23 protein-coding genes are annotated in these 23,881 nt (G+C 30.0%); 14 read left to right on the top strand and 9 right to left on the bottom strand.

Annotated features, from left to right (window positions below; translation table 11 throughout):
• The first annotated feature begins 1 nt into the window (after position 1).
• Together AC2TEO_RS08780 and AC2TEO_RS08775 are read left to right on the top strand one after the other, a co-directional pair.
• Positions 2–3,514, top strand: coding sequence for an efflux RND transporter permease subunit (locus AC2TEO_RS08780; RefSeq protein ID WP_442264459.1), 3,513 nt, complete (start codon positions 2–4; stop codon positions 3,512–3,514).
• Positions 3,515–3,584: 70 nt separating this feature from the next.
• On the top strand, positions 3,585–4,058 hold the full coding sequence (locus AC2TEO_RS08775; protein ID WP_442264458.1) for a regulatory protein RecX: 474 nt from the start codon (positions 3,585–3,587) through the stop codon (positions 4,056–4,058).
• Here AC2TEO_RS08775 and AC2TEO_RS08770 read toward each other — a convergent pair.
• On the bottom strand, positions 4,047–4,553 hold the full coding sequence (locus AC2TEO_RS08770; RefSeq protein ID WP_442264457.1) for a nuclear transport factor 2 family protein: 507 nt from the start codon (positions 4,551–4,553) through the stop codon (positions 4,047–4,049). The genes AC2TEO_RS08775 and AC2TEO_RS08770 overlap by 12 nt on opposite strands.
• The gene (locus AC2TEO_RS08765; protein WP_442264456.1) at positions 4,550–4,999 is read right to left on the bottom strand and encodes a hypothetical protein; all 450 of its coding nucleotides are present in this window, start codon (positions 4,997–4,999) and stop codon (positions 4,550–4,552) included. The genes AC2TEO_RS08770 and AC2TEO_RS08765 overlap by 4 nt, the downstream gene beginning before the upstream one ends.
• Positions 5,000–5,282: 283 nt before the next feature.
• Here AC2TEO_RS08765 and AC2TEO_RS08760 point away from each other — a divergent pair, with 283 nt between their 5' ends.
• The 4 genes from AC2TEO_RS08760 (at position 5,283) to AC2TEO_RS08745 (ending at position 12,217) form a co-directional block, all read left to right on the top strand.
• Positions 5,283–6,251 carry an L-threonine 3-dehydrogenase, SDR-type gene (locus tag AC2TEO_RS08760; RefSeq protein WP_442264455.1) on the top strand — a complete coding sequence of 323 codons (969 nt, stop codon included), beginning with the start codon at positions 5,283–5,285 and terminating at the stop codon, positions 6,249–6,251.
• Between the two features lie 46 nt (positions 6,252–6,297).
• Positions 6,298–6,891: a thioredoxin family protein gene (locus tag AC2TEO_RS08755; protein ID WP_442264454.1), complete on the top strand. Its 594-nt coding sequence runs from the start codon at positions 6,298–6,300 to the stop codon at positions 6,889–6,891.
• 73 nt (positions 6,892–6,964) lie between these two features.
• On the top strand, positions 6,965–7,441 hold the full coding sequence (locus AC2TEO_RS08750) for an ABC transporter ATPase (protein WP_442264453.1): 477 nt from the start codon (positions 6,965–6,967) through the stop codon (positions 7,439–7,441).
• Between the two features lie 96 nt (positions 7,442–7,537).
• Complete coding sequence (locus AC2TEO_RS08745) at positions 7,538–12,217, top strand: T9SS type A sorting domain-containing protein (protein WP_442264452.1); 4,680 nt, start codon at positions 7,538–7,540, stop codon at positions 12,215–12,217.
• 56 nt (positions 12,218–12,273) lie between these two features.
• Here AC2TEO_RS08745 and AC2TEO_RS08740 read toward each other — a convergent pair whose 3' ends face one another.
• Positions 12,274–12,810, bottom strand: a complete 537-nt coding sequence (locus AC2TEO_RS08740; protein ID WP_442264451.1) for an Ntn hydrolase family protein — start codon at positions 12,808–12,810, stop codon at positions 12,274–12,276.
• 93 nt (positions 12,811–12,903) lie between these two features.
• Here AC2TEO_RS08740 and AC2TEO_RS08735 point away from each other — a divergent pair, with 93 nt between their 5' ends.
• On the top strand, positions 12,904–13,407 hold the full coding sequence (locus tag AC2TEO_RS08735) for a hypothetical protein (protein WP_442267736.1): 504 nt from the start codon (positions 12,904–12,906) through the stop codon (positions 13,405–13,407).
• On the opposite strand, the gene truB is transcribed toward AC2TEO_RS08735, so the two are convergent.
• From truB to mce, 5 genes are all read right to left on the bottom strand, one after another.
• Positions 13,396–14,088 (bottom strand): tRNA pseudouridine(55) synthase TruB, encoded by a 693-nt coding sequence (gene truB, locus AC2TEO_RS08730; RefSeq protein ID WP_442267735.1) that lies wholly within the window; start codon positions 14,086–14,088, stop codon positions 13,396–13,398. The two genes, AC2TEO_RS08735 and truB, sit on opposite strands and share 12 nt — an antisense overlap.
• Positions 14,089–14,092: 4 nt before the next feature.
• Positions 14,093–14,887 (bottom strand): undecaprenyl-diphosphate phosphatase, encoded by a 795-nt coding sequence (locus AC2TEO_RS08725; RefSeq protein ID WP_442267734.1) that lies wholly within the window; start codon positions 14,885–14,887, stop codon positions 14,093–14,095.
• A gap of 2 nt (positions 14,888–14,889) precedes the next feature.
• Positions 14,890–15,135: a DUF3098 domain-containing protein gene (locus tag AC2TEO_RS08720; RefSeq protein ID WP_442267733.1), complete on the bottom strand. Its 246-nt coding sequence runs from the start codon at positions 15,133–15,135 to the stop codon at positions 14,890–14,892.
• A gap of 3 nt (positions 15,136–15,138) precedes the next feature.
• Complete coding sequence (locus AC2TEO_RS08715; RefSeq protein WP_442267732.1) at positions 15,139–16,017, bottom strand: cell division protein FtsX; 879 nt, start codon at positions 16,015–16,017, stop codon at positions 15,139–15,141.
• A 174-nt stretch (positions 16,018–16,191) separates the two neighbouring features.
• Complete coding sequence (gene mce / locus AC2TEO_RS08710; protein ID WP_442267731.1) at positions 16,192–16,596, bottom strand: methylmalonyl-CoA epimerase; 405 nt, start codon at positions 16,594–16,596, stop codon at positions 16,192–16,194.
• 454 nt (positions 16,597–17,050) lie between these two features.
• On the opposite strand from mce, the gene AC2TEO_RS08705 reads away from it, so the two are divergent.
• From AC2TEO_RS08705 to AC2TEO_RS08675, 7 genes are all read left to right on the top strand, one after another.
• Positions 17,051–17,575 (top strand): hypothetical protein, encoded by a 525-nt coding sequence (locus AC2TEO_RS08705; RefSeq protein ID WP_442267730.1) that lies wholly within the window; start codon positions 17,051–17,053, stop codon positions 17,573–17,575.
• Positions 17,576–17,818: 243 nt separating this feature from the next.
• The gene (locus AC2TEO_RS08700; RefSeq protein WP_442267729.1) at positions 17,819–18,421 is read left to right on the top strand and encodes a hypothetical protein; all 603 of its coding nucleotides are present in this window, start codon (positions 17,819–17,821) and stop codon (positions 18,419–18,421) included.
• 30 nt (positions 18,422–18,451) lie between these two features.
• On the top strand, positions 18,452–19,066 hold the full coding sequence (locus AC2TEO_RS08695) for a hypothetical protein (protein ID WP_442267728.1): 615 nt from the start codon (positions 18,452–18,454) through the stop codon (positions 19,064–19,066).
• The gene (locus tag AC2TEO_RS08690) at positions 19,039–19,788 is read left to right on the top strand and encodes a sensor histidine kinase (protein WP_442267727.1); all 750 of its coding nucleotides are present in this window, start codon (positions 19,039–19,041) and stop codon (positions 19,786–19,788) included. The genes AC2TEO_RS08695 and AC2TEO_RS08690 overlap by 28 nt, the downstream gene beginning before the upstream one ends.
• Before the next feature lie 56 nt (positions 19,789–19,844).
• On the top strand, positions 19,845–20,489 hold the full coding sequence (locus tag AC2TEO_RS08685; protein WP_442267726.1) for a response regulator transcription factor: 645 nt from the start codon (positions 19,845–19,847) through the stop codon (positions 20,487–20,489).
• 137 nt (positions 20,490–20,626) lie between these two features.
• Positions 20,627–21,022 carry a 30S ribosome-binding factor RbfA gene (rbfA, locus tag AC2TEO_RS08680; RefSeq protein ID WP_442267725.1) on the top strand — a complete coding sequence of 132 codons (396 nt, stop codon included), beginning with the start codon at positions 20,627–20,629 and terminating at the stop codon, positions 21,020–21,022.
• 40 nt (positions 21,023–21,062) lie between these two features.
• Positions 21,063–22,259: an ABC transporter permease gene (locus tag AC2TEO_RS08675; RefSeq protein WP_442267724.1), complete on the top strand. Its 1,197-nt coding sequence runs from the start codon at positions 21,063–21,065 to the stop codon at positions 22,257–22,259.
• A gap of 601 nt (positions 22,260–22,860) precedes the next feature.
• Here the strand turns inward: AC2TEO_RS08675 and dusB are convergent.
• Positions 22,861–23,862: a tRNA dihydrouridine synthase DusB gene (gene dusB / locus AC2TEO_RS08670; protein WP_442267723.1), complete on the bottom strand. Its 1,002-nt coding sequence runs from the start codon at positions 23,860–23,862 to the stop codon at positions 22,861–22,863.
• Positions 23,863–23,881: the final 19 nt, after the last annotated feature.

Below are 23,881 nucleotides of genomic sequence, written 5' to 3'. Positions count from 1 at the left end.
GATGACTGAACAACAAAAAAAAGTAGATAAAGAGTTTGGTTTATCTTCTTGGGCAATAAACAATAAAACTACTATTTATGTATTAATGGTAATTATATTGTTCTCAGGTATCTCGGCATTTATTAACATGCCAAGAGAAAATTTCCCTGAGATTAAAGAAACCAAAATTTATGTAAGCTCTGTTTTTCCAGGAAATACAGCAGAAGACATAGAGAAATTAATTACTGATCCTTTAGAAGAGAAGTTAAAAACAGTAAGTAATGTTACTAAAATTAACTCTACTTCTCAAGAGAATGTATCGATGATTACCATCGAATTTAACGAGCAAATTACTGTTGAAGAAGCGAAGCAAAAAGTTAAAGATGAAATCGATGAAGAGGTTTCAGGTGAAGACTGGCCAACGTTTAACGGAGCAAAAGTTGAACCTAACGTTTTCGAATTAAACATTGCTGAAGAAACGCCAATTTTGAATATTAATATTTCAGGGGATTTTACTGTAGAACAATTAAAGGAGTATGCAGAATATCTTCAAGATGAAATAGAAGATTTAAAGGAAATAAAAAAGGCAGATATTCGTGGAGCTGAAGAGAAAGAAGTTGAAGTTGCTGTAGATATCTATAAAATGATGGCGGCTCAAGTTAGTTTTAACGATGTACTTCAAGCTATCGGAAATGGAAACGCTACCATTTCTGCTGGTAATATTATTTCTAGTGGACAAAGAAGAACGATTCGTGTGCTAGGAGAAATAGAAAAACCTTCAGAATTAGATGATTTCGTGGTAAAATCAGAAAGAGGAAGTGCGATTTATTTAAAAGATATTGCAACAGTCTCTTTTAAAGATAAAGACAAAACAACTTATGCTCGTGAGAATGCAGAATCTGTTGTAATGCTAGATGTTAAAAAGCGTTCTGGAGAAAATATGGTTGAAGCGACTGATAAAATTAGAGAGATTGTAAAAGTAGCTCAAGAAACTAAAGTATTACCAGAAACACTTAAAGTAACTTTAGCAAACGATCAATCTTCTAAAACAGTTGGTCAGGTAGATGATTTAGTAAATAATATCATTTTCGGAGTTATTCTAGTAGTAACTGTATTAATGTTCTTTTTAGGATTGAAAAATGCATTATTCGTAGGATTTGCAATTCCAATGTCAATGTTTATGTCATTAATGATCTTAAACATGATGGGGTTTACAATGAATACCATGATTCTTTTTGGATTAATTATGGGATTAGGAATGTTAGTAGATAACGGAATTGTTTTAGTTGAAAATGTGTACCGTTTGATGGATGAAGAAGGAATGTCTAGACTAGAAGCAGCAAAAAAAGGTATTGGTGAAATCGCTTTGCCAATTATTATTTCTACAGCTACAACAGTTGCCGCATTTATTCCTTTAGGAATGTGGCCTGGAGTAATGGGACAATTCATGGTTTATTTTCCAAAGACTTTAGGTGTAGTATTAGGTTCGTCTTTATTTGTAGCTATATTTTTTAATTCAGTACTAGTTTCTCAGTTTATGAATGTTGAGGATAAGAATATGCCATTGCATAAAATTATTCGATTAACAATTGTTTTAGGGGTTTTAGGTTTATTAATAGTTCTTTTTGGAGGTGGGATAAAACCTTTAGGAACCTTATTAATATTCGCTGCTGCAAATTTCTGGATATATAGATATATTATGCGTCCTGCTGCTAACGGATTTCAATCTCGTGTTTTACCAAAATGGGAGCGTTTTTATGAAAGAATGATTAGAGGTGCTTTAAAGGGATGGAAACCGCAAGTAATTACAATTATCACATTTGTAATGCTTATTGTAGCATTTATGGGGTTTGGAAACTCTGTTCAGGAGAAAAGAACTAAGGTTGAGTTTTTTCCAGATAATACACCAAATCAAGTTATTGTATATGTAGAATATCCACAAGGAACAGATATTGAGAAAACGAATGCAATAATGAAAGATTTAGAAGAACGAGTTACTAAAATGATTAATTTTTCTGAGTATTTAGATGGAGAGTATAATTTCTTAGTAGAGAGTTCTATTACTCAAGTAGGAGCAGGATCAGGAAACCCTCAAACGGATGGTGGTTCTACAGCAGAAATGCCTCATAGAGGTAAGATTGTGGCTTCGATGCGAGAGTATAAATATAGAAAAGGTGCAGATAGTAAAGCGTTAAAAAAAGCTATTACAGAGGAGTTACAAGGAGTGTACCCAGGGTTGTCAATTTCTGTTGAAAAAGATCCTGTTGGTCCACCTGCTGGTTATCCGATTAATATTGAATTAGAAGGAAAAGATTACGCTGAATTGATTAATGTAGCTGAAAAAATGCGTGATTTTATCAATACCAAATCTATTCCTGGGATCGCTGAACTTAAGATTGATGTAAATAAATCTAAGCCAACAATGTTAGTTGATGTTGATAGAAAGAAAGCTGGAGAATTAGGTGTTAGTGCAGCTCAGGTAGGAACGCAATTACGTAATTCTATCTTCGGAGCTAAAGCTGGTGTTTATAAAGAAGATGGTGAAGATTATGATATTTATGTAAGATTTAATGAAGAGAATAGATATAATACAAGTGCTATTTTTAATCAGAATATTACATTCAGAGATCCTTCAAATGGTCAAGTAAAATCAATTCCTGTTTCTGCTTTAGCAACACAAAAAAATACATCAGGTTTTAGTGCAATTAAGCACAAACAAGGTAAAAGAGTTGTTACAGTATATTCTGCTTTAGCACCAGGATATACAGATGCAGGAGCAATTGTGTCTAAGATTCAAAATGAAATGAAAACCTTTACAGGTTTACCTGCTACAATTAAAGTAGATTATACAGGACAAATCGAAGAGCAAAATAAACAAATGGCTTTCTTAATGGGAGCGTTCTTCTCAGGTTTAGGTTTAATTTTCTTAATCTTAATTTATCAGTTCAATTCTGTGTCTAAGCCGGCAATTATCATGCTAGCTATATTCTTAAGTTTAATAGGAGTATTTGGAGGAATTGTAATTTCAGGCTCATCGTTTGTAATTATGATGACAATGATGGGGATTATTTCTTTAGCAGGTATTGTAGTAAATAATGGAGTGGTACTTCTCGATTATACAGAGTTGTTAATAAATAGAAAGAAAGTTGATTTAGGTTTAAATGATGATGAATTTGTTTCTATTGAAGATTTAAAAGAGAGTATTATCAAAGGAGGAAAAGCAAGGTTACGTCCAGTATTATTAACCGCAATTACAACAATTTTAGGCCTTATTCCTTTGGCTACAGGGTTAAATATTAATTTCTACACATTAGTGTCTGAGTTAAATCCACATATTTATGTTGGAGGAGACAACGTAATTTTCTGGGGGCCATTAGCATGGACAGTAATTTACGGTTTAATTGTAGCTACCTTCTTAACATTAATTGTTGTTCCAATATTATTTTACTTAATCACAAAGTTTAAAATGTGGATCAAGAACAGAAATAGTATCACAGAAGAATCATTTGATGAAATTGCTGAGATTGGAAATTAAGAGATAATTTATGTTTGTATTAAAAGAGTTAGTAGTTGTATGTTACTAACTCTTTTTGTTTTTTTGGGGTATGAATAAAAAGAGTGTGCTAACGGTAGATGAGGTAAAAAGAAAACTTGAAAGATTTTGTGTGTATCAAGATAGATGTCATAAAGAAGTGGAAGAGAAATTAAGAGGTTTTCATTTAATACCTGAAGCAAAAGGGCTTATTTTACTACATCTTTTAGAACATAATTTTTTAAATGAAGAACGTTTTGCTAGAAGTTTTGCTAGAGGAAAATTTAGAATTAAAAACTGGGGAAAAGTTCGTATTACAAGAGAGCTGAAATTAAGAGATATTTCAGCCTATAATATTAAACAAGCACTTTCGGAAATAGATGAAGAAGAATACTTCTCGAAACTAAATAGTTTGGCTGAAAGAAAAATTTCTTCAATTAATGAACCTAATTCTTTTAAGAAAAGAAAAAAAGTTTTTGATTATTTGAATTACCGTGGATATGAAATTAGTTTGATTAATGAAGTGTTGAATGGGTTAATGCCTTAAATATTTTGCTTCTTTTTCCTTTTTTAAAGGAATAACTTTATCAATAACTTCATTAGGAACAGTTACAGAAAGAACATAATGTTTTATAACTAATTTTCCATTAATTTGTTTAAGTACTCCAGAACCACGACAAACACCCATCCAGGTGTCTAAAATTTCATCAAACCAAATGAAATTAGTATCGTTTTCAGTATAAACATTACGTTGAATCTTTTTAAATGACCAAGCTTTTCCTTTATCAAAAAAAGGTTTACTAAAATCTTGAAATTGTTTTTTAGACCATACCTCACTAGCATCAGTGCCAACGAAAACGGAGATATTATCCATTGCATTAAAATAATTATCAAAGTTTGCTTCAGAAGCAGCTTTGTGCCAATTGTCTAAAAAAATATTGATAGTTTCTTTGTTGAAAGAACTTGTACTTTGTTGTTTTATAGGGTTACAACTAATAAGTATGTAACATGAAAAAACTATAAATAAGTGTAGAGGTTTCATTTTTTCTTCTTTGTTAATTTAACTTCAGATTTAAAGAAATCATCTAAATTAATTTCTTCATCAAATTCCTTTTTACTGTAAATGGTGTTCACTTTAGCATTGTAGCTGCTGTAAATAAGTAAGATTTTATCAATTTGATTGTTTACTTCTTTGGCTTTTATAGCAGGAATTAAAGTCATGTCGTTTAAACGCAAAATCTCATTTTCTAAAACATTGGTTCTAGCTTTTAAAGCATTTGTTTTAAGTGTTTCAATTTTTAAACTGTCGTTTAAACTTTTAACTAATCCTTTTAATTCGTTAGCCATTTGTAAGGCTTGATTAGGAGATACAGAAGAAAATCTGCCTAAAAATTCATCAAGTTCATTGTATTCAGTCCAATCCTGAATTTTTGTTTTAGCTAATTCAGAAAGGTTGGTTACTTTTTTATGCTTAACAACAGTACTCATATCAGAAGTAACTATTTTTTCGACAGTGTTTTTTTTCTTTTGGTTACAATTGAAAAAACACATACTAATTAAAAGAATAAAAAGACTAGAATATTTAAACATTACTCTTGTAAATTTTGTCCAAAAATACATTTTTTATATTCGTTTTTTCTAAAACTAAACTTAAAGCTTAATTATCAGTTTTTTAAAATTTGAAATTATCGATAGTTAAAAAATAATAATTAAATATTACGAATATTTAAATTCATTAACTTTGTACAGCGTAAAAAATAGATTTTTGTAAATGAGTGATACTATTTTAATTCTTGGAGCCTGCGGTCAAATAGGTACAGAACTTACCCAGAAATTACGTGAAATTTATGGGAGAGAGCAAGTGATTGCTTCAGATATTAGAGAAGGAGATGCCGCGTTTTTAAATTCTGGTCCATTTGAAATTATTAATGCAATGGATAAGGATAGGATTCTGGAAGTTATAAAAAAATACGAAGTAACTCAAGTGTATTTAATGGCTGCAATGTTATCTGCAACAGGAGAAAAAATTCCTTTAAAAGCTTGGGATTTAAATATGCAATCACTTTTACACGTATTAGAATTAGCGAAAGAAAAGTATATTCAAAAAGTTTACTGGCCAAGTTCTATAGCTGTTTTCGGTAGTACTTCTCCTAAAGTAAATACACCACAACAAACAATTATGGAACCATCAACTGTTTACGGAATTAGTAAGGTTTCAGGTGAGCATTGGTGTAATTATTATCATAATAAATTTGGTGTAGATGTAAGAAGTTTACGATATCCAGGAATTATTAGTTGGAAAACAAAACCAGGAGGAGGAACAACGGACTATGCTGTCGATATTTATTTTAAAGCAAAAGAGGAAGGTAAATACGAATGTTTTTTAAGTGAAGAAACAAAACTTCCAATGATGTATATGGAGGATGCGATTAATGCTACAATTCAAATTATGCAGGCTCCAGCGGAAAATATTAAAACAAGAACTTCTTATAATTTAGCAGCAATGAGTTTTACTCCAAAAGAAGTTGCAGAAGAAATTCAAAAGCATATTCCTAAATTTAAAATTTCTTACAAGCCAGATTTCAGGCAAGAAATTGCTGATAGTTGGCCGCAAATTATAGATGATAATAAAGCAAGGAAAGACTGGGGTTGGAATCATTCTTTTGATATTGAGTTAATGACAAAAGAAATGTTAACTAATATTCAGTCAAAAAATAATGAGCTTTTAAAGACTTTGTAAGTTTGTAAAAATGAATTCGTCATAATCATTGTAAAATGGTTAACATATGAAAGAAGTTATAGAAAAGAGCCTTGAAAGTGCATTAACATATTTAGAGTATAGAACTTTAGTTTCAGATTTATTGATTGAAAATAAATCAACAGGAATAAATCAATCAGAAGCACTATATAATTATAGTTTTCTTAATGATAGACGTATGAAACGTCTTGATAAAACATCAAAGTTGTCTGATGATACTTTAGCTAAAATTAAAAATATTGAAGAGCAACAAACTTGGATTGTTTTAACTGAAGGATGGTGTGGAGATGCAGCTCACAACATTCCAGTATTAAATAAAATGGCAGAAGAGAACCCTAATATCGATCTTCAATTAGTTTTAAGAGACGAGAATTTAGAGTTAATGGATAAGTTTCTTACAAATGGAGGAAGGTCTATTCCGAAGTTAATTGCAGTAAATAAAGATAAAGAGGTTTTGTTTACTTGGGGGCCAAGACCAACTGAAGCTACAAAAATGATAGCAGATTATAAGAAAGAACATGGCGTAGTAGATGCTGATATTAAAAAAGATTTGCAAGTTTGGTATAATAAGAACAAAGGAACTAATGTACAAGAAGATATTTTATCGTTATTGAAAAACTAAAAAAATTAAATAAAGTAGTTTATATTCAAGCCTCATGATGTTTCTCATGAGGCTTTATTTATATTTGCAATCTATGATAGTACCGTTTGAAACTTTATCTGAAGAAGCCAAAATTTGGATTTATCCATCTAGTAGAAAATTCTACCCTCAAGAAATTGACTCTTTAAAAGAAAATATTAAAAGTTTTTTAAATAATTGGCTAAATAATACGGATGCAAAATTATCATACTGTATTAAGTATGATAGATTTATTGTATTTTCTTCGGAAGAAGGAGTAATTGTTAATAATCAACATTTAGACGAACAAGTAGCTTTTATTTTAAAATTACAAGGAGATTATGAAATAGAATTGCTTGATAAAATGAATGTGAGTTTTAAACAAGGAGAATTCGTACAATATAAAGAAGTAAAAGAATTTAAAAAATTACTTAAGAATAAATCGGTAAATGATAAGACAATTGTTTTTGATAATTTGGTGCAAACTAAATATGATTTTGAAAACTTTTGGGAAGTGCCAATTACAGAAAGTTGGTACAATCGATTTTTATAAATTAGTATTATAAAAATTACGCTTTTTTTATGTAATTATTTTAAAATTGAGTAAATCATATGATTAATATTTTACTTTTGTGATAAAATTAATTATATGAAAAAACTAATACTCTCAATTTCAATTTTTCTCACCTCCTTATTAAATCTTAAAGCACAAGATGTGCCTTTTACACAGCGTTTATCAGCTGATGGAATTACTGTAAAAGGAGACGTAACTTTTGTATCTAATAATATACTGAATAGAGAAGATAGTTCATTTTCACCAAACGATCCCTTTAATGGAAATGGTAGTAATGGACAACTCAATATTCAATATATAGATATAGATAATGATCCTACAACGTTTTCTTCTTCTAGCTCGATTTTAAATGTACCAACTTGTTCTAGAGTTGTTTATGCTGGTTTGTACTGGTCTGCAGTATTTCCTTATGAAACTTGGGAAGGAGAAGAACCAAGATCTGGCGATTTTAGAAATATAAAATTTAAAATGCCTGGCCAAGATTATCAAGATATTACGAGCGATGAAGTAATATATGATAGTGGAATAGCTACACAACGCCCATATGTATGTTATAAAGATATGACTGCAGAAGTGAGCAGTTTGCCAGATCCAAATGGAGATTATTTTGCTGCTAATATAAGAGGAACTATAGGTGCTGATTTAAATAATGGTTTAGGGGGAGCTGCCGGATGGGTTTTAGTTGTGATTTATGAGAATGAAACTCAAACAACAAAAAATATTTCGTTATTTGATGGTTTCTCTACTGTTAATGGAGCAAATGATGCTGATGTTTTATTTTCTGGAATTAGAACTGTTCCAGCTGGTCCTGTTAAGGTAAAAACTTTAGTAGCAACACTAGAAGGAGATCAATCTTTTATCGGAGATCGTTTTCAAATAAGAGGGAGTAATGGTGTTTATACCAATATGATTAATCAGGCAAACCCTGAAGATAACTTTTTTAATAGTTCTATTACTCAAAATGGTGACTTCGTGGTTGATAGAAATCCGTCAAGTGAAAATACATTAGGTTTCGACGTAGATTTGTTTGAAATTAATAACCCAGGAAATACTATTATAGCAAATAATCAAACTTCAATAGAAGCAAGATTTACTACTAGTGGAGATGTTTATTGGCCGTTTTTAAATGCAATTGCTGTAGAGGCTTCTGAACCAGATGTTAGAGTTGTAGGTACCGTAGATGATGGAGCAGGTAATGATTTGTCGGGTTCAATATTAAGTTTAGGTACTGATTTTTGGTATAACCTTCAATTTCAAAATATAGGGAATGATGACGCAACAAATACAATAATTAGTAAGCGTCTTCCTAAAAATGTAAATTTAATTCCTACAGATATTATTTTACCAGCAGGAGTGACTTTTACATATGAACAACCTTCAATTGCCAATGATTCTAGAGGGGAATTAATTTTTACTGTGAACGATAGTTTAGTTGAAGAGGGTAGTGCTTCACAAAATATCCGTTTTCATGCACGGTTGGCTAACGATTGTAGTGGATTTACTGCATCTTGTTCAAATATAATTGAGAGTCAAGCATTCTCTAGTTATTCAGGAGTTAATAGCGGAATTCAAATTTCAAACGATCCTAGTTTTTCTGGTATAGATGCTTGTAATAAAGGAATTGTTGGAGCTACAAGTTTTTTAGTTGAACTTTCAAACTGTACAGATATAACAAAAGATGTTACATCATGTACTTCTTCAATGACATTAACTGCTGCGTCTGGATTTGCTACATACCAATGGGAAGATAATAGTGGAACTGTAATAGGAACTTCACAATCGATTACAGTAAATGCATTCGGTACTTATAAAGTTACTAAAGGTAGTGGTACTGGTGCGCCATCTGCTTGTTTGCCATTTTCAGAAACATTTAATGTTGTTCCTGGGGCGTTAGATTTTACAGCATTTGTAAGTGATGATCCATCATGTACAGGTACAGATGGAAGTATATCTATAAACGTTTCAAGTGGAGAGGCTCCATTTACATATACAATTATTAATGCACTAGGTAATAACGGAGGAGTTAATGAAGTGGTAAGTGATGATAATTCGTATGTGTTTACTGGTTTAAGCGGAGGTAATTATGAAGTTCAAGTTACAGATAATAATGGTTGTACATCTCTGTTATCGTTAGTAGTATCAGAATTATCTCCTATTATAATTCCTCCTTTAACAGTAACTCAGTTTGGTTGTAGTTCAGGAAATGTAACTAATAATGCAAACATTGCATTAGATACTAGTTTAATAGTTGGAGGTACTGGATCTTATGTTTCATTAGAATTATTTAATGATAATGGAACACCGTCAGATTCAAGTGATGATATAAAAGTTAACGGAACTAATACGGGAAGTATTTACTCGTTTGATATTTTAGATGTAAACGGTGGTAACTTTTACGCTAAAGTTTTAGATAGTAATAATTGTCAAGCTTTATCAGCTCCTGTAACTGTTAATGCTTTTGATGAATTACTTAACGTAGCGATTACTCAAGTTGATCCAGTTAGTTGTATAACTACAGATGAGTTAATAAGTATATCATATACTTCAAGTTTAGGAGCTTCAAATGCGATAATACAAATAATTAATAGTACAGGTACTGTAGTAGATACAATTACTGATGTTCAGAATAATATAAGTGTTAATAGTAATATACGTTTAATACCTGGTGCATATACTATTAAAGTATTAAATTCAGTTACAGGATGTGAATTAAATCAAACTCACGACGTTTTAAATGCAGAAACTTATACTGTAAGTATAGTTAACTCTACACCAGCTGCTTGTTTTGGGGAAAGTAATGGTTCTTTAACTCTAACAATTGAAGATGAGGGAGCTAATCTATATACAGGAACTTATAGTTATGAAGTTTTTGATACAGGAGGAAATCCAATAGGTGTTTCTACGGTTGCAACTAATAACCCTTTAGTTATAAACGGTCTTTCTTCAGGGAGTTATAGAGTACAAGTTACATTGAATGATTTTCCGTTTTGTACTTTAACTACAGCAGATGTTAATATTTTCGGTCCAGCAGTTCCTTTAAGTGTTTCTGCCCATGTGAATGGAGATACAATAACGGTAAATGCAATAGGAGGTAATCCTCCTTATGAATACAGTTTAAGTGGAGGTAGTTTTATTACTAGTAATGTTTTTAATGGTGTTAGTCCTGGAGATTATATAATCGAAGTTAGAGATATAAATGGATGTGTATCTATTACATCTTTAACAGTAAATGATACGAATAATATATTATTAGCTGATGACATAGCAAATACTCTATCTAACACTTCTTTAGATATAGATATTTTTTCAAATGACACAAACATTCCAACAGAAGGAACTTTAACTGTTACGACTCCGTCTAATGGTTTAGTGCAAGTAAATGATTCGGGTACGCCAAGTGATTTAACTGATGATATTCTTACTTACATTTCAGATCCAGATTTTACTGGGACTGATAGCTTTACTTATACAGTATGTGATATTTCTGGAAACTATTGTGATACAGCAACAGTATTTATAACTGTCGATCCTCAAGTAACTCCAATAGTAATAACTTTAACAAGTTCTGATGTAACTTGTAATGGTGACAATAATGGAGTAATTCAAACGACAGTATCAGGAGGAGTGCCTCCATATACTTATGTGTTGTTAGATTTTTCTTCTTCAGTGGTTGCAGATAGTTCTAATGGTTTATTTACAGATGTTGGAGTTGGAGATTACACTGTAGAAGTTACAGATAGTAATGGAAACACTTCTAGATCTATCAATGTAGTTGTTTTAGAACCTGAATTATTAGAAACTACTTTGGTAGTAGAAAATGTAAGTTGTAACGGTTCCGATGATGGAAGTATTATTGTGAATTCAACAGGAGGTACAGGTGGTTATGCTTATGAAATCAGCTCTAAGCCAGGAAGATTTCAAAGTGAAAATACATTTACAGGTTTAATGCCAGGTTCTTATTCGATAACGGTCTTAGATAATTCTGGTTGTGTTAATGTTATTCCTGTTAATATTGAAGAGCCAGAAACTTTATTTATCAGTTCTGTTGATATTAGAGCTACAGGAAGGTTTCCAAGCGGAAGAATAAAGGTTGGGGCTGATGGTGGAATAGAGCCTTATAAATATAGTATTAACGGAGGAGAATTTAAAAGATCAAATAGATTTTTAGATTTAGAAGATGGTTCTTATACAATTCTTGTGAAAGATGCTAATGATTGTATCTCTAATCCACTAACAGTTCGTATTGACAAAATTGAAATCAATAATACAGTTAATCAAGTTTTGGAAATTTTAGAAGCATTATATAAAAATGCAGCTTCTTACCAATGGATAGATGTAGATAATGATGTTAGAATTCCAGGAGCAAATGAAGCAACTTATAAACCAACCAAATCAGGTAGGTATCAAGTAGAAATGGTAATAAGTGAAACTTCTACTAGAATGGAAAATAATACATTGATTAGGAAGGAAAATAATCAAGTAGTATTATCACCAGTTATAGAGTATAAATCAGAGGTTTTAAATGTTGAAGATTTTGAGGATAAAATTTTAAAAGTATATCCTAATCCTGCTTCAGAACGTTTAATCTTACCAGTTGATTTAATCAATAAGAAATATAAAATCTATTCGATTATTGGAACGGAAATAAGATCTGCTAAAATTTCTTCTGAAGAAATTCAGGTGAATGAATTAGCTAGAGGTGTTTATCTATTAAAAGTTGATGGATATAAACCATTACGTTTCGTAAAGAAATAAGATTAGTCTTACTATAAAAAAATGCGTTTAGTTTTCTATACGCATTTTTTTATTCTTTAAAAGAAAGAAAATCCTATTCCTAAAGATATACTATCTAAATTTCCATTCCTAAATTCTGCAATTTTCTTTCTATGGAAATCTATTCGAATTAAACCATTCCAACGACTAGAACTAAAACTCATTAGTCCTAATCCCACTTTATAATAATTTCCGCTGCTGAAACTTTCAGAAGGCCTCCACATTCTACCAAAACTAGCATCTACGAAGTACGCAGAGCTACTTTTAGCAATAAAGTTATATCGTAGTGTCCCAAAATACGGAATAGAGTTAATAGCGTATTTAAAATGATGATCGTATCCCATACTAACACTTCCAGACCAACGTTGATCGAATTGATAACCAACTTCTGCTCTAAGTAAAATAGATTTTGGTGTGATAAATGGACCATTTCCATCTTCTCCTAATTTAAATTGTTGATTAATTCCGAATGTAGTTCCAATGTTTCCAATAAAAAAAGGTTTCTTTTCTTTAATCTGTGCTTCACTTACTAAGTAAAAGTTTAAAAATAAAAGACTAAGTAATAGTTTTTGCATAATAGTTTTTGGTTTCCTTCTACTTATCAATAACTATTCCATGAAATCACTATGTAACGAAAAATAAAATTTACGTCTTATAATGTAAAAGTTATGGGGGGATATGGAAGTATACAGCCTTTATTAAATAGTAATAAAGATTTATTACGAAAGAAAAGCTTGTTTAGGGATAAAGAAAAAAGATTAAAATCTGAAGAAGGAGAATTAGAATTTGTAAAATTATCTGATGAAGAATTGAAGTTATTTAAAAAAGAAATGGCTAAACAATCCTGGAAAGAAAAAGTTTTAGGAATAATTGCTGTTCTTTTCGTAATTGCCTTTGTAAGTTTTACAGTAAATTATTTAATTCAAGAAAACAGAAATTATAAAGAATATATTGCATCTAAGAATTATCAGCGTAAATTAAATGAGTTTAATAAATACCTGAAAAAAGGTGATGAATTCTATTATGATGGACATTATAAAAATGCCTTGTTCTTTTATAAAAAGAGTTCAGTCTTGTTTCCTGAGAATAGTTTAGTAAAAACTAAAATGAATAACTGTTATCGTTTACGATGTGAAAATGAGAATATAGATTGTAATAAACTAGTTCGTTAAACTTTCAATAAATCCATCTATATTTTGGGCATTATCTACAGAAAAATCACCAATTTTAGTACGACGCAAAACAGATAAATGAGCACCTGAGTTTAAAGCAATACCAAAATCGTGAGCTAAAGATCTAATGTAGGTTCCTTTACTGCAAACCACTCTAAAGTCGATATTTAAACCATCAATTTTAGTAATTTCAAATTCAGTAATTTCTACTTCTCTCGATTTAATTTCAGTTGTTTTTCCTTGTCTGGCTAACTCATATAAACGCTTGCCATCTTTTTTAATTGCTGAAAAAATAGGTGGTTTTTGCTGAATCTTCCCTAAAAATTGTTCAGTAGTTTTATGAATTAAATCAGGTGTAATATGTTCTGTAGGAAAAGTTTTATCAATTTCAGTTTCTAAGTCGTAACTAGGTGTAGTTGCTCCTAAAACGAAGATTCCTGTATATTCTTTTATCTGACCTTGATATGTTTCAATACTTTTAGTTTGTTTACCAGTACATATAATTAATAAACCAGTAGCCAAAGGATCTAGTGTTCCCGCATGCCCAACTTTTATTTTTTTGATATCAAAACGTTTTCTAATGTGCCAACGAAGTTTGTTCACCACTTGAAAAGACGTCCATTCTAAAGGTTTATCAATAAGTAAAACCTTTCCTTCTTTAAAACCCTCTAAAGTATTCATGTGATTATTTTAATAAAGCGTATCCAATAGCAATTACACCTACAATTGCACAGTAAATAGAAAAGTAAGAAAGTTTACTTTTTTTAACTAAAGCAATCATCCATTGACAAGCTAGTAACCCAGTAACAAAAGCAGCAACAAAACCAGCAGAAATCGGAACAATTTCAGAAGATTGAAAATTAATATCTCCTCCTAAAATATCTTTCGCAATCTTACCAAAAATTAAAGGTACAACCATTAAAAATGAAAAACGTGCGGCTTTTGTTCTATCTATTCCTAATAATACAGATGTCGAAATTGTTGCTCCAGATCTAGAAATTCCGGGTAACATTGCTATTGCTTGAGAAACTCCAATGACTAAAGAGTTAGAAAAAGATACGTTTTTTTCTGTGTTTTTTGCTTTGTCAGCTAACAATAAAAGTATAGCAGTTATTAAAAGCATAAAACCAATGAGAAGTATATTTTTACTGAAAAAGGTTTCTAATTGCTCTTCAAACAACAAACCAATAATTACTGCAGGAATCATTGAGATTACAATTTTTGCCGAAAATTGAGATTCTTCATTCCATTTAAATTGAAATAATCCTTTAAAAATTTGGGCAACTTCTTTTCTAAAAATTACCAACGTGCTTAAAGCAGTTGCAAAATGTAAAACAACAGTAAAAGTTAAGCTTTCTTTTGGTACAGAATTATCACCTAAAATGGCTTTTACCAATTCTAAATGTCCGCTTGATGAAACAGGTAAAAATTCAGTTAATCCTTGAATAATTCCAAGGATAATTGCTTCTAAAATATCCATAGTTACTTTTTAGGGTTGGCTAAAATAGCATATATTTCAATACCTAAACCAATAATAACTAAAGTAGGAGCTAAACGGATTCTTCTCCAACCATATAACTCTTCGTTAAATACATTAGGATCATCACTTCCGCCTCCTGCCATTAAAATAAATCCTAAGGCAATAACAGCTAAACCAATTAGCATGATTTTATAATTTCGTTTACCGAATAAAAATTCTGGTTGTTCTGAATTTTTATTTTTTTTCATAGTTTAATAATATAAATCGTTGGTTTGTAAGTTTAAGAATCGTTGTGTTGCAAAAAAAGTGCTAATCCACGAAATAATAAAAGACGCAGTTAAAATTCCAACAGCTAAATAAATTAAAGAAATGTAATCTTTAATTAATTCTAAAGTTGGAATGTTTTTATCGATATAATAAATCATAACACCTAAAGCAATTAAAGCTAAAAAAGCACCAATAAAACCTAATTTTATACTTTGCCAAATAAAAGGTTTTCTAATAAATCGTTTTGTTGCACCAACCATTTGCATAGTTTTAATATTAAAACGTTTTGCATAAATTGATAAACGTATAGAACTATTAATTAAAATAACTGATACAACAGCAAAGAATCCGCTTAATATTAAAAGCCAAAAACTTATTTTTTTTATATTCTTTGTTAATTGTTCTACTAAAGGTTTGTCGTATGAAATATCTGCAATAAAAGAATTTTTTTCAAACTCTTTTCTAAGTTCTTCCATTTTTTCAGGAGTCACAAAATCTGCATTTAAGTATAAATCTACTCCGTTTTTTAAAGGATTGGTTCCTAAAAATTCTAAAAAATCTTCACCTAAATCTTTACTATAAGTTTGTGCAGCTTCTTCTTTAGAAATATAATATAATTCTCTTGTGTATGCTTTTGTAGTTAATAACTCTCTAAAAGATTCTATTTGATCTTTAGTTACGTTGTCTTTAAAAAATAAAGACATTACTACTTCTTGCTTAAAATGATTAGCAACTTTAGTAGATTTTAATAAAACTAAACCTAAAATTCCTATCATAAATAACACAATAGCAATACTAATAATTACTGAAGCGTAAGAAGATCGCAAGCGTCTTTTTTGAAAAGAATCGAAAGAATTCGTCATTAATGTTCTCTATTTAATTCGCAAGTTACAAATAATTGATATAAACTGATAAAGTTTATGTGATGAAGCTTACTTTTTAGGAGTTTATTATAAAAAAATAAAAGTGTAGTGCCAATTTAACTAAATTAAAAACACACCATATTATTAAAAAATACAGTGTGTTTTATTGTGAATTTATTTTTTAATATCTTGACAAAGTTCTATTAATACACCATTTGTAGATTTTGGATGTAAAAATGCAACAAGTTTATTATCTGCTCCTTTTTTGGGTGTTTCATTTAATACAATAAAACCTTCATCTTTTAAACGAGTAATTTCAGCCTCGATATCTTCAACAGCAAATGCTATATGATGAATTCCTTCTCCTTTTTTCTCAATAAATTTAGCAATCGGACTATCAGGTTTTGTTGCTTCTAACAACTCTATTTTGTTAGGTCCGGTTTTAAAAAACGAAGTTCTAACACCTTCACTTTCTACTTCTTCAATTTTATAATGTGCTTCACCAAGAAGAGAAGCAAATAAAGCATTCGATTTTTCGATGCTTTTTACAGCAATACCAATGTGTTCGATTTTATCCATAGTGTAAAAATAATGAGTTTTTTGAATAGTGATGTAGCCTCACTTTTGTTTTTTGATGCAAAAATTAAAGATCTGTTCCATATAAAATGCTACTCGAAAATTAATTAATCTGTTTGCATTTAGAAACTTTAATTTTATCTAGATGTCAGTTCGAGTGTTTTTGAGATACGAAAAAATGTATCGAGAACTATTTCGAAGTCAAAATTCGTATTCTCAATATACTTTTTATTCATTTTATTCCGAAAAACTACTCGAATTGATAGAGTTTTATTCTAAATGCAGAACGAGTTAATAGATATTGTAATAAAACAATGATTGAAATTTGGCTAGGAAATATATTTCATAAGTTTTACCTTTGTTAAAAATTGTTAGTTTAAATTTTCTACATAAAAATTGCATTTTAAAATATAGAAAATTAGCTATTTACTTATTTATTAACCATTATTATTTAATTATGAAAACAATTAAAGTTGTTACGCTTGCTGTATTGGTAAGTGCGGTTACGTTTGTTGCGTGCCAAAAAGATGAAGACACAGTTACTCCAGAAACACAAGTGGTAGAAGCTGTAAAACCAGCACAAGCTATTTCGTATGAAAAAGCTAGAGTATTACAAAAAGAGTATATAGAAACCAGAGCAAATGTGCTAAACAAAGCTTTACAATCTCGTGGTGTAATACAAGGAGAAGACGTACGTGATGTTTGGTACGATTTAGAAGTTCTAGAACAATACATTGCATATGTAAAAGCCGAAGCACAAAAGAAAGGATACAAAAATTTAGGATTACGTGTACATTTAGGAGCATATCCAAACCAAGAAAAATTTAACGATCCTGGAAATACTACTTTCTTTTTTGTGCCAACCCATAATACAGGTGTGGAAAATAAAAACTTAATTTTAAAGAATAGTGATAATATTACTGCTGAAGGAATTGATGCTTTGAATGTTGGACATGCTGGTTTACCTCCAAGCGCCATATAGATTAAAATAATAATTAAAAACTCCTATTTCGGTAGGAGTTTTTTTTAAGTAATAATTTTTTTCAATTTCTATCTGTTAAATCCTGAAAACCTAATAGGAAAGACCCTGAGTGGTAAAAGGTGTTTTTCCTGTATTATTATACTTAACTAATTGATTTCTTTGATAGGAGAAGAAAATTGTTTGAAAAAGTATAAAAATAGCTTGTATTTTTGATGCTAATCAATAACCAAACTTTTGAGTATTATGAAAAAATTACTTTTGATAATTTGCAAACTTTTCGGGATAAAGCATCAACCGGAACCAACAAAACCTAAAACATTATTAACTTATAAACAGGTGGTACACATGTTACGTGAATATGATAATACCAGGTTTGAGATTTTAGTTAACAACCTTGGTTTTGAAGATACAAGAGTGAATACTTTTGATTTTGCTGAAATGAAAAACTATTTAGCTTACACAGAAGAATTAGCTCACAAAAAAGGGATAAAGCTGAAAGGAATTAGTTTTGTAAAAGGAGTTTATAATGAAAAGAATGCAAAAAATGGCGATTTTGTAGGTTATGAAAACTTATTATATCTACCTACAGCATTAGTTAATGGAAAAGAAATGTTAATAGATTTGGAGAGTTCTTCTAGAGATAAAATAGTTACTTTAAAAGAGAAGTTATCAACTTTAGGATATGAATGGAAATATGATAATAAGAATAATTTCAAATTAAAGACTGATAAAACAGATAATAAACAGTTCTTAAGATCAGCTAATGAAAATGAATTAGGAGATGATGAAAACGAAAGTTTAATAGGTAACTGGGGGAATACAACACCTCCTTACCATATGCAATAAGACAATATTGTTTAAAAACAAAAAAAGCTAATGAATTCCCTACCCTTAATAGTAACCACATTGCAAGTTTTAACAGCAATTTTAGGATTGTTTTTTATTAAAAAATTCAAATCTTCTTTTTATTTTATTTTAATAGGAGTTTTATGTCTTACTGCTGTAGTGGAATCACTGGGATTATATTATTTTAAAATAGAGAAGTCTAGTTATTTATTATACGTTAGTTATACTTTTCTAATCTTTAATTTAATAGCATTAGCTTATCAGAAAATAATAAAAGTAGAAAAACATAAGTATCTATTATTTATCCCAATACTATTATTTGATATAACATTTATAATAATCTATTTTATGGGAATATCGTATTATAATATGATAATTTTCGGAGCAGTTATTACAAGTTTGTATGTTTTTCTATATTTAAAACAATTATTACTCTCTTACGAGATAATTAGTTATAAGAGATTGTTGCCTTTTTGGGTTTCTGTTGGTTTTTTAGTTTTTTATTTACCATCGATTCCATTTTTTGTGTTAAGAGATTATATGAAAAATAGAGGTTTGTTCTTTGTTTTGAGTATTTTAATTATATTAATGAACACTTTTATTATATATGGATTACTATGCAGCAACAAGGAGAAGAAGTATTAATTGCATCTACGTTAATAATAGGAATAATTGTTGTTTTTCTAATTATCCTATTTACAGTGTTTCAACGACGTAAAAACCAGCTGTTAAGGGAAAAAGCTACAGAAAAAAAACGTTTCGAGCGTGAAATTGCAGAAACACAAATAGAAATACGAGAAGAAACTTTAAGAAATATTAGTTGGGAGTTGCACGATAATATCGGGCAACTCTTAACTTTAGCAAAAATACAATTGCAAAACGCCACACCAGAAAGTTTAGATGATATTTCAGAAACAATTACTAAAAGTTTAAATGAAATACGCTCATTATCTAAACTCATCAATCCAGAATTTATAAAGAATATAGCGTTAAAAGATGCTTTACAATTAGAAGTAGAACGTTTTAATCGTTTACAGTTTATAAAGGCAAGTTTGCATATTTCTGGAGAAGAAAAAGAATTAAATCAGAAACACGGGATAATTTTATTTCGAATTTTACAAGAATTTTTTTCCAATACTATAAAACATGCACGCGGATCGAAATTAGAAGTCTATTTGCAATTTCAGTCTAATCAACTTACGATTAAAGCAATAGACGATGGTGTTGGTTTTAATATGGAAGAAATACAGCAAAAAGGAATTGGTTTAGAAAATATGAAAACCAGAGCCAAATTAATTAATGCTGATATAAATTTAGAATCTAAGCCAAACTTAGGCACAGAATTAAATATTTATTACTATTTTTAGGAAGCGTAATCCCCTTATGCAGTAGTTATTTACTAACTTATTTAACCCGTTTAACTATGAAGTATTCAGTTGTTGTGGTAGACGATCATACGTTATTATCACAAGCTATTGAAGGCATGGTCAATACTTTCGATAAATTTAAAGTGTTGTATACATGCAAAAATGGAGGGGAAGTGAAAGACAAGTTTAAAGCTTCCCCCAGAAACATTCCAGACATTGTCTTGGTCGACGTAAACATGCCCGTTATGAACGGTATAGAGACCACAGAATGGATTGTTGCAAATTATCCAAATGTTCATGTGCTAGCGCTCTCTGTTGAAGACGCAGACGGAACAATTCTAAAAATGCTTAAAGCAGGTGCCATTGGTTATCTCTTAAAAGATACCCAAAAAGAAGTACTCGAAAAAGCATTATTAGAAATCATGGAGAATGGTTTCTATCACACTAGAAACGTAACTAACCTACTATTAGAGTCAGTTTCCGGAAAAGGAAACCGAAATCAAGTCAATTTCAAAGAAAATGAAATCAAGTTCATGAGATTAGCGTGTTCAGAACTAACCTACAAAGAGATCGCAGAAAAAATGTTTTTGAGCCCAAAAACTATTGACGGTTATCGAGACAGTTTATTTACCAAATTAGATGTCAGAAACAGAGTAGGACTTGTAATGTATGCTATAAAGAACAAGATTTACACCCCTTAATTATTTAAGAATTGCTCCCTTTATTTCATGTTCGCAAAAAAAAACTCTAAAACAATAATTTAGAGTATAATTTTGCGTATCTATAGTTTTGGTGTTTTTAGAAATGGTATTCCATAATAAATCAATAAATTTGCAGTATGGAAGAAACTAATAGACAGCGAAAGATAGCAGGAGTTCTACAAAAGGACTTAGTTGAAGTATTACAACGTGCTGCTCAAGATGGAATGAAGGGAGTAATTATTTCTGTATCGAAAGTATCGGTTACAGCAGATTTAGGTGTGGCTAAAGTTTTTTTAAGCGTTTTTCCTTCAGATAAAAGAGATGAAATTTTAGAAGGTGTGAAATCAAATACGCCATTAATTCGACATGAATTATCGCAAAGGACAAAAAATCAATTAAGAAGAATGCCTGAACTTATATTCTTCGGAGACGATAGTTTAGATTATATTGAAGAAATAGATAAGTCTTTAAAAGGAGAAGATACAAATCCTATTAAAAATCCTGAAATATTACCACGTCGTCAAAAAAGATAATCGAGAATAATTGTTACATTGCCAATAATTTTAGTAACAATTGAATTTCCCATTATACATAGCAAAACGCTATTTGCGTTCTAAGAATAGTACTAATGCAGTAAATATAATTACCATTATAGCAATGCTTGGGGTAATTATAGGAACTCTAGCATTATTTATTATCTTATCTGGTTTTTCTGGGTTAAGAAAGTATAGTTATTCAATGCTAGATAGTTCAGATCCAGATATTAAAATTACAGCTAGTAAAGGAAAGAGTTTTTTATATACGAAAGAGTTGGATGAAACTTTAGTCTCTAATACAAAAATTGCAGATTTTTCAAAAGTTTTAGAAGAGCGTGCCTTTTTAAAATATGGAGATAAAAATCATATTGCCTACATAAAGGGAGTAGATATAAATTATACTGACGTTTTAGCTGTAGATTCAATTTTATGGTCAGGAAATTGGATTGATAAAGAATTTAAAAATACAGCAGTTGTTGGTTATGGTATTTATAGTAAACTATCCATTCAAAATTACATGAGACCTTTAGTGATTTTTATGCCAAAACCAGGTACAGGTATTATTAATCCAAATAACGCATATCGTTCTTTAAATACTCAAGTAACTGGTATTTATGGAGGATCTGAAGAGTTTAGGAATAAGTTTGTTTTTACTGAGTTACATGTTGCTCAAGAATTAATGGGCTATGAATCAAATACAATTTCAGGAATTGAATTAAAAGTTAGAAACCCTGAAATTGTCGATGATATTTCTAGAGAATTACAAGAAGAATTAGGAGATGCATTTAAAGTGCAAACTAGAGCAGAGTTAAATGAATTAATTTTAAAAGTAATAAGTACAGAGAACTTTGTCTCTTATCTAATTTTTACTCTTATCGTAATTATAGCATTATTTAATTTAATTGGAGCAATAATTATGATGATAATAGATAAGCGAAAAAACTTAAAAACTTTATTAAATATAGGTGCTTCGGTAAATGATGTAAAAAGAATTTTTGTGCTTCAAGGTTCTTTATTGTGTTTAATAGGAATGATAATAGGATTGTTTGTTGGAGTAAATTTAGTGTTTCTTCAGCGACATTTTGGATGGTTTAAAATAAGTCCAGATCTTGCTTATCCTGTTGAGTTTAGGTGGTTTAATTTAGTTACGGTTATGCTGACTATTTTAACACTAGGATTTATAGCGTCAAAAATTGCAAGTAGTAGAATAACAAAAGAATTTATAGAAAACTAAATTTTTGTTGTTCATTTTATATTTTTTAAAAAAATAAAAACCCAGCGCTAGGATATTTTCATTGATTCATGCATGTTTCTTTTTAGAGATCTTTTTAAAGATTTACTTTATGTTTCATGTATGAAATCTTATGTATTGAGAATCTAAGTATAACAACTTTAGTGATTCATTCATTTACACTTTTATGACACATAAGTTTTTGATAAGTCACATTGGTGCTTAAAATTCAGGTATTTGTGATAGTTTAGAGGAGTAAGTTGGGCTGTATTTGAGAGTTTAATCGGGTTAGAAGCATTTAAAGATGTTTATTTAGGTAAATTTAATTTTATATAACTCAGCGCTGAGCGATTTTATACATAACCCAGCACCGAGTATTAGTTTTTCCACTATATAAATGTTTCTTTTTAGTGATCTATTCTTTTCAAGATTTACTTTATGTTTCATTTATATAAGTAAAAATGGATTAATTAATTGTAAATAATTAAGGGACTATTTAATTACTAACATTGTAAATGTAGTATAAGAAACTAAAATAAAATTTAAATTTTAGATGCAACTAAGTTAATCTTAGGTAAATGGTTTTGTAATTTAGATAAATGGATTATTTAATTTGTGGAATTCTAGTGTTTCCAAATTCATTTTGAATTTCATCAAAAGCATTAAATACATCTTGTGGATCATCAGAAGTAACCAACTTTAATCGATGTTCTTTAAAGTGAGGAATTCCTTTAAAATAATTTGTATAATGTCTACGTGTTTCAACAACTCCCAAATGTTCACCTTTCCAGTCTATAGACATTTGCAAATGACGACGAGCTACTTCTACACGTTCAGCAATTGTAGGTTTTGGTAAATGTTCGCCAGTTTTAAAAAAGTGTTTTACTTCATTAAAAAACCAAGGATAACCAATAGATGCTCTACCGATCATTGCCCCATCTAATCCATAAGAATCTCGCATTTCCATAGCCTTTTCAGGAGAATCAACATCACCATTTCCAAATACAGGGATATGCATTCTAGGATTGTTTTTTACATCAGCAATTGGTCTCCAATCTGCAGAACCTTTGTACATCTGCGCACGAGTACGACCATGAATAGAAATCGCTTTAATTCCAACATCTTGCAAACGTTCAGCAACTTCTACAATTCGAATTGAATCATGATCCCAACCTAAACGAGTCTTAACAGTAATTGGTAAATCTGTATGTTTTACCATGGCTTCAGTAAGTTTTACCATTAAGTCGATATCTTTTAAAATACCTGCTCCAGCTCCTTTAGAAACTACTTTTTTTACCGGACAACCAAAGTTAATATCGATAATGTCTGGTTTGGTTTTTTCTACAATTTCTATAGAACGTAACATAGAATCCATATTAGCACCAAAAATTTGAATACCAACAGGACGCTCTTTTTCATAAATATCAAGTTTAATAACGCTTTTTGCTGCGTCACGAATTAATCCTTCCGAAGAAATAAACTCGGTATATACTACATCTGCACCATTTTCTTTACATAGTGCTCTAAAAGGCGGGTCACTAACATCTTCCATTGGAGCTAAAAGCAATGGAAAATCAGGAAGTTCTATGTTGTCTATCTTTACCATAATTCAAAAAATCGTTGCA

The sequence above is a fragment of the Tenacibaculum aquaeponti genome (genome assembly GCF_057221555.1).
This window is presented reverse-complemented; position numbering and strand designations above follow the sequence as displayed.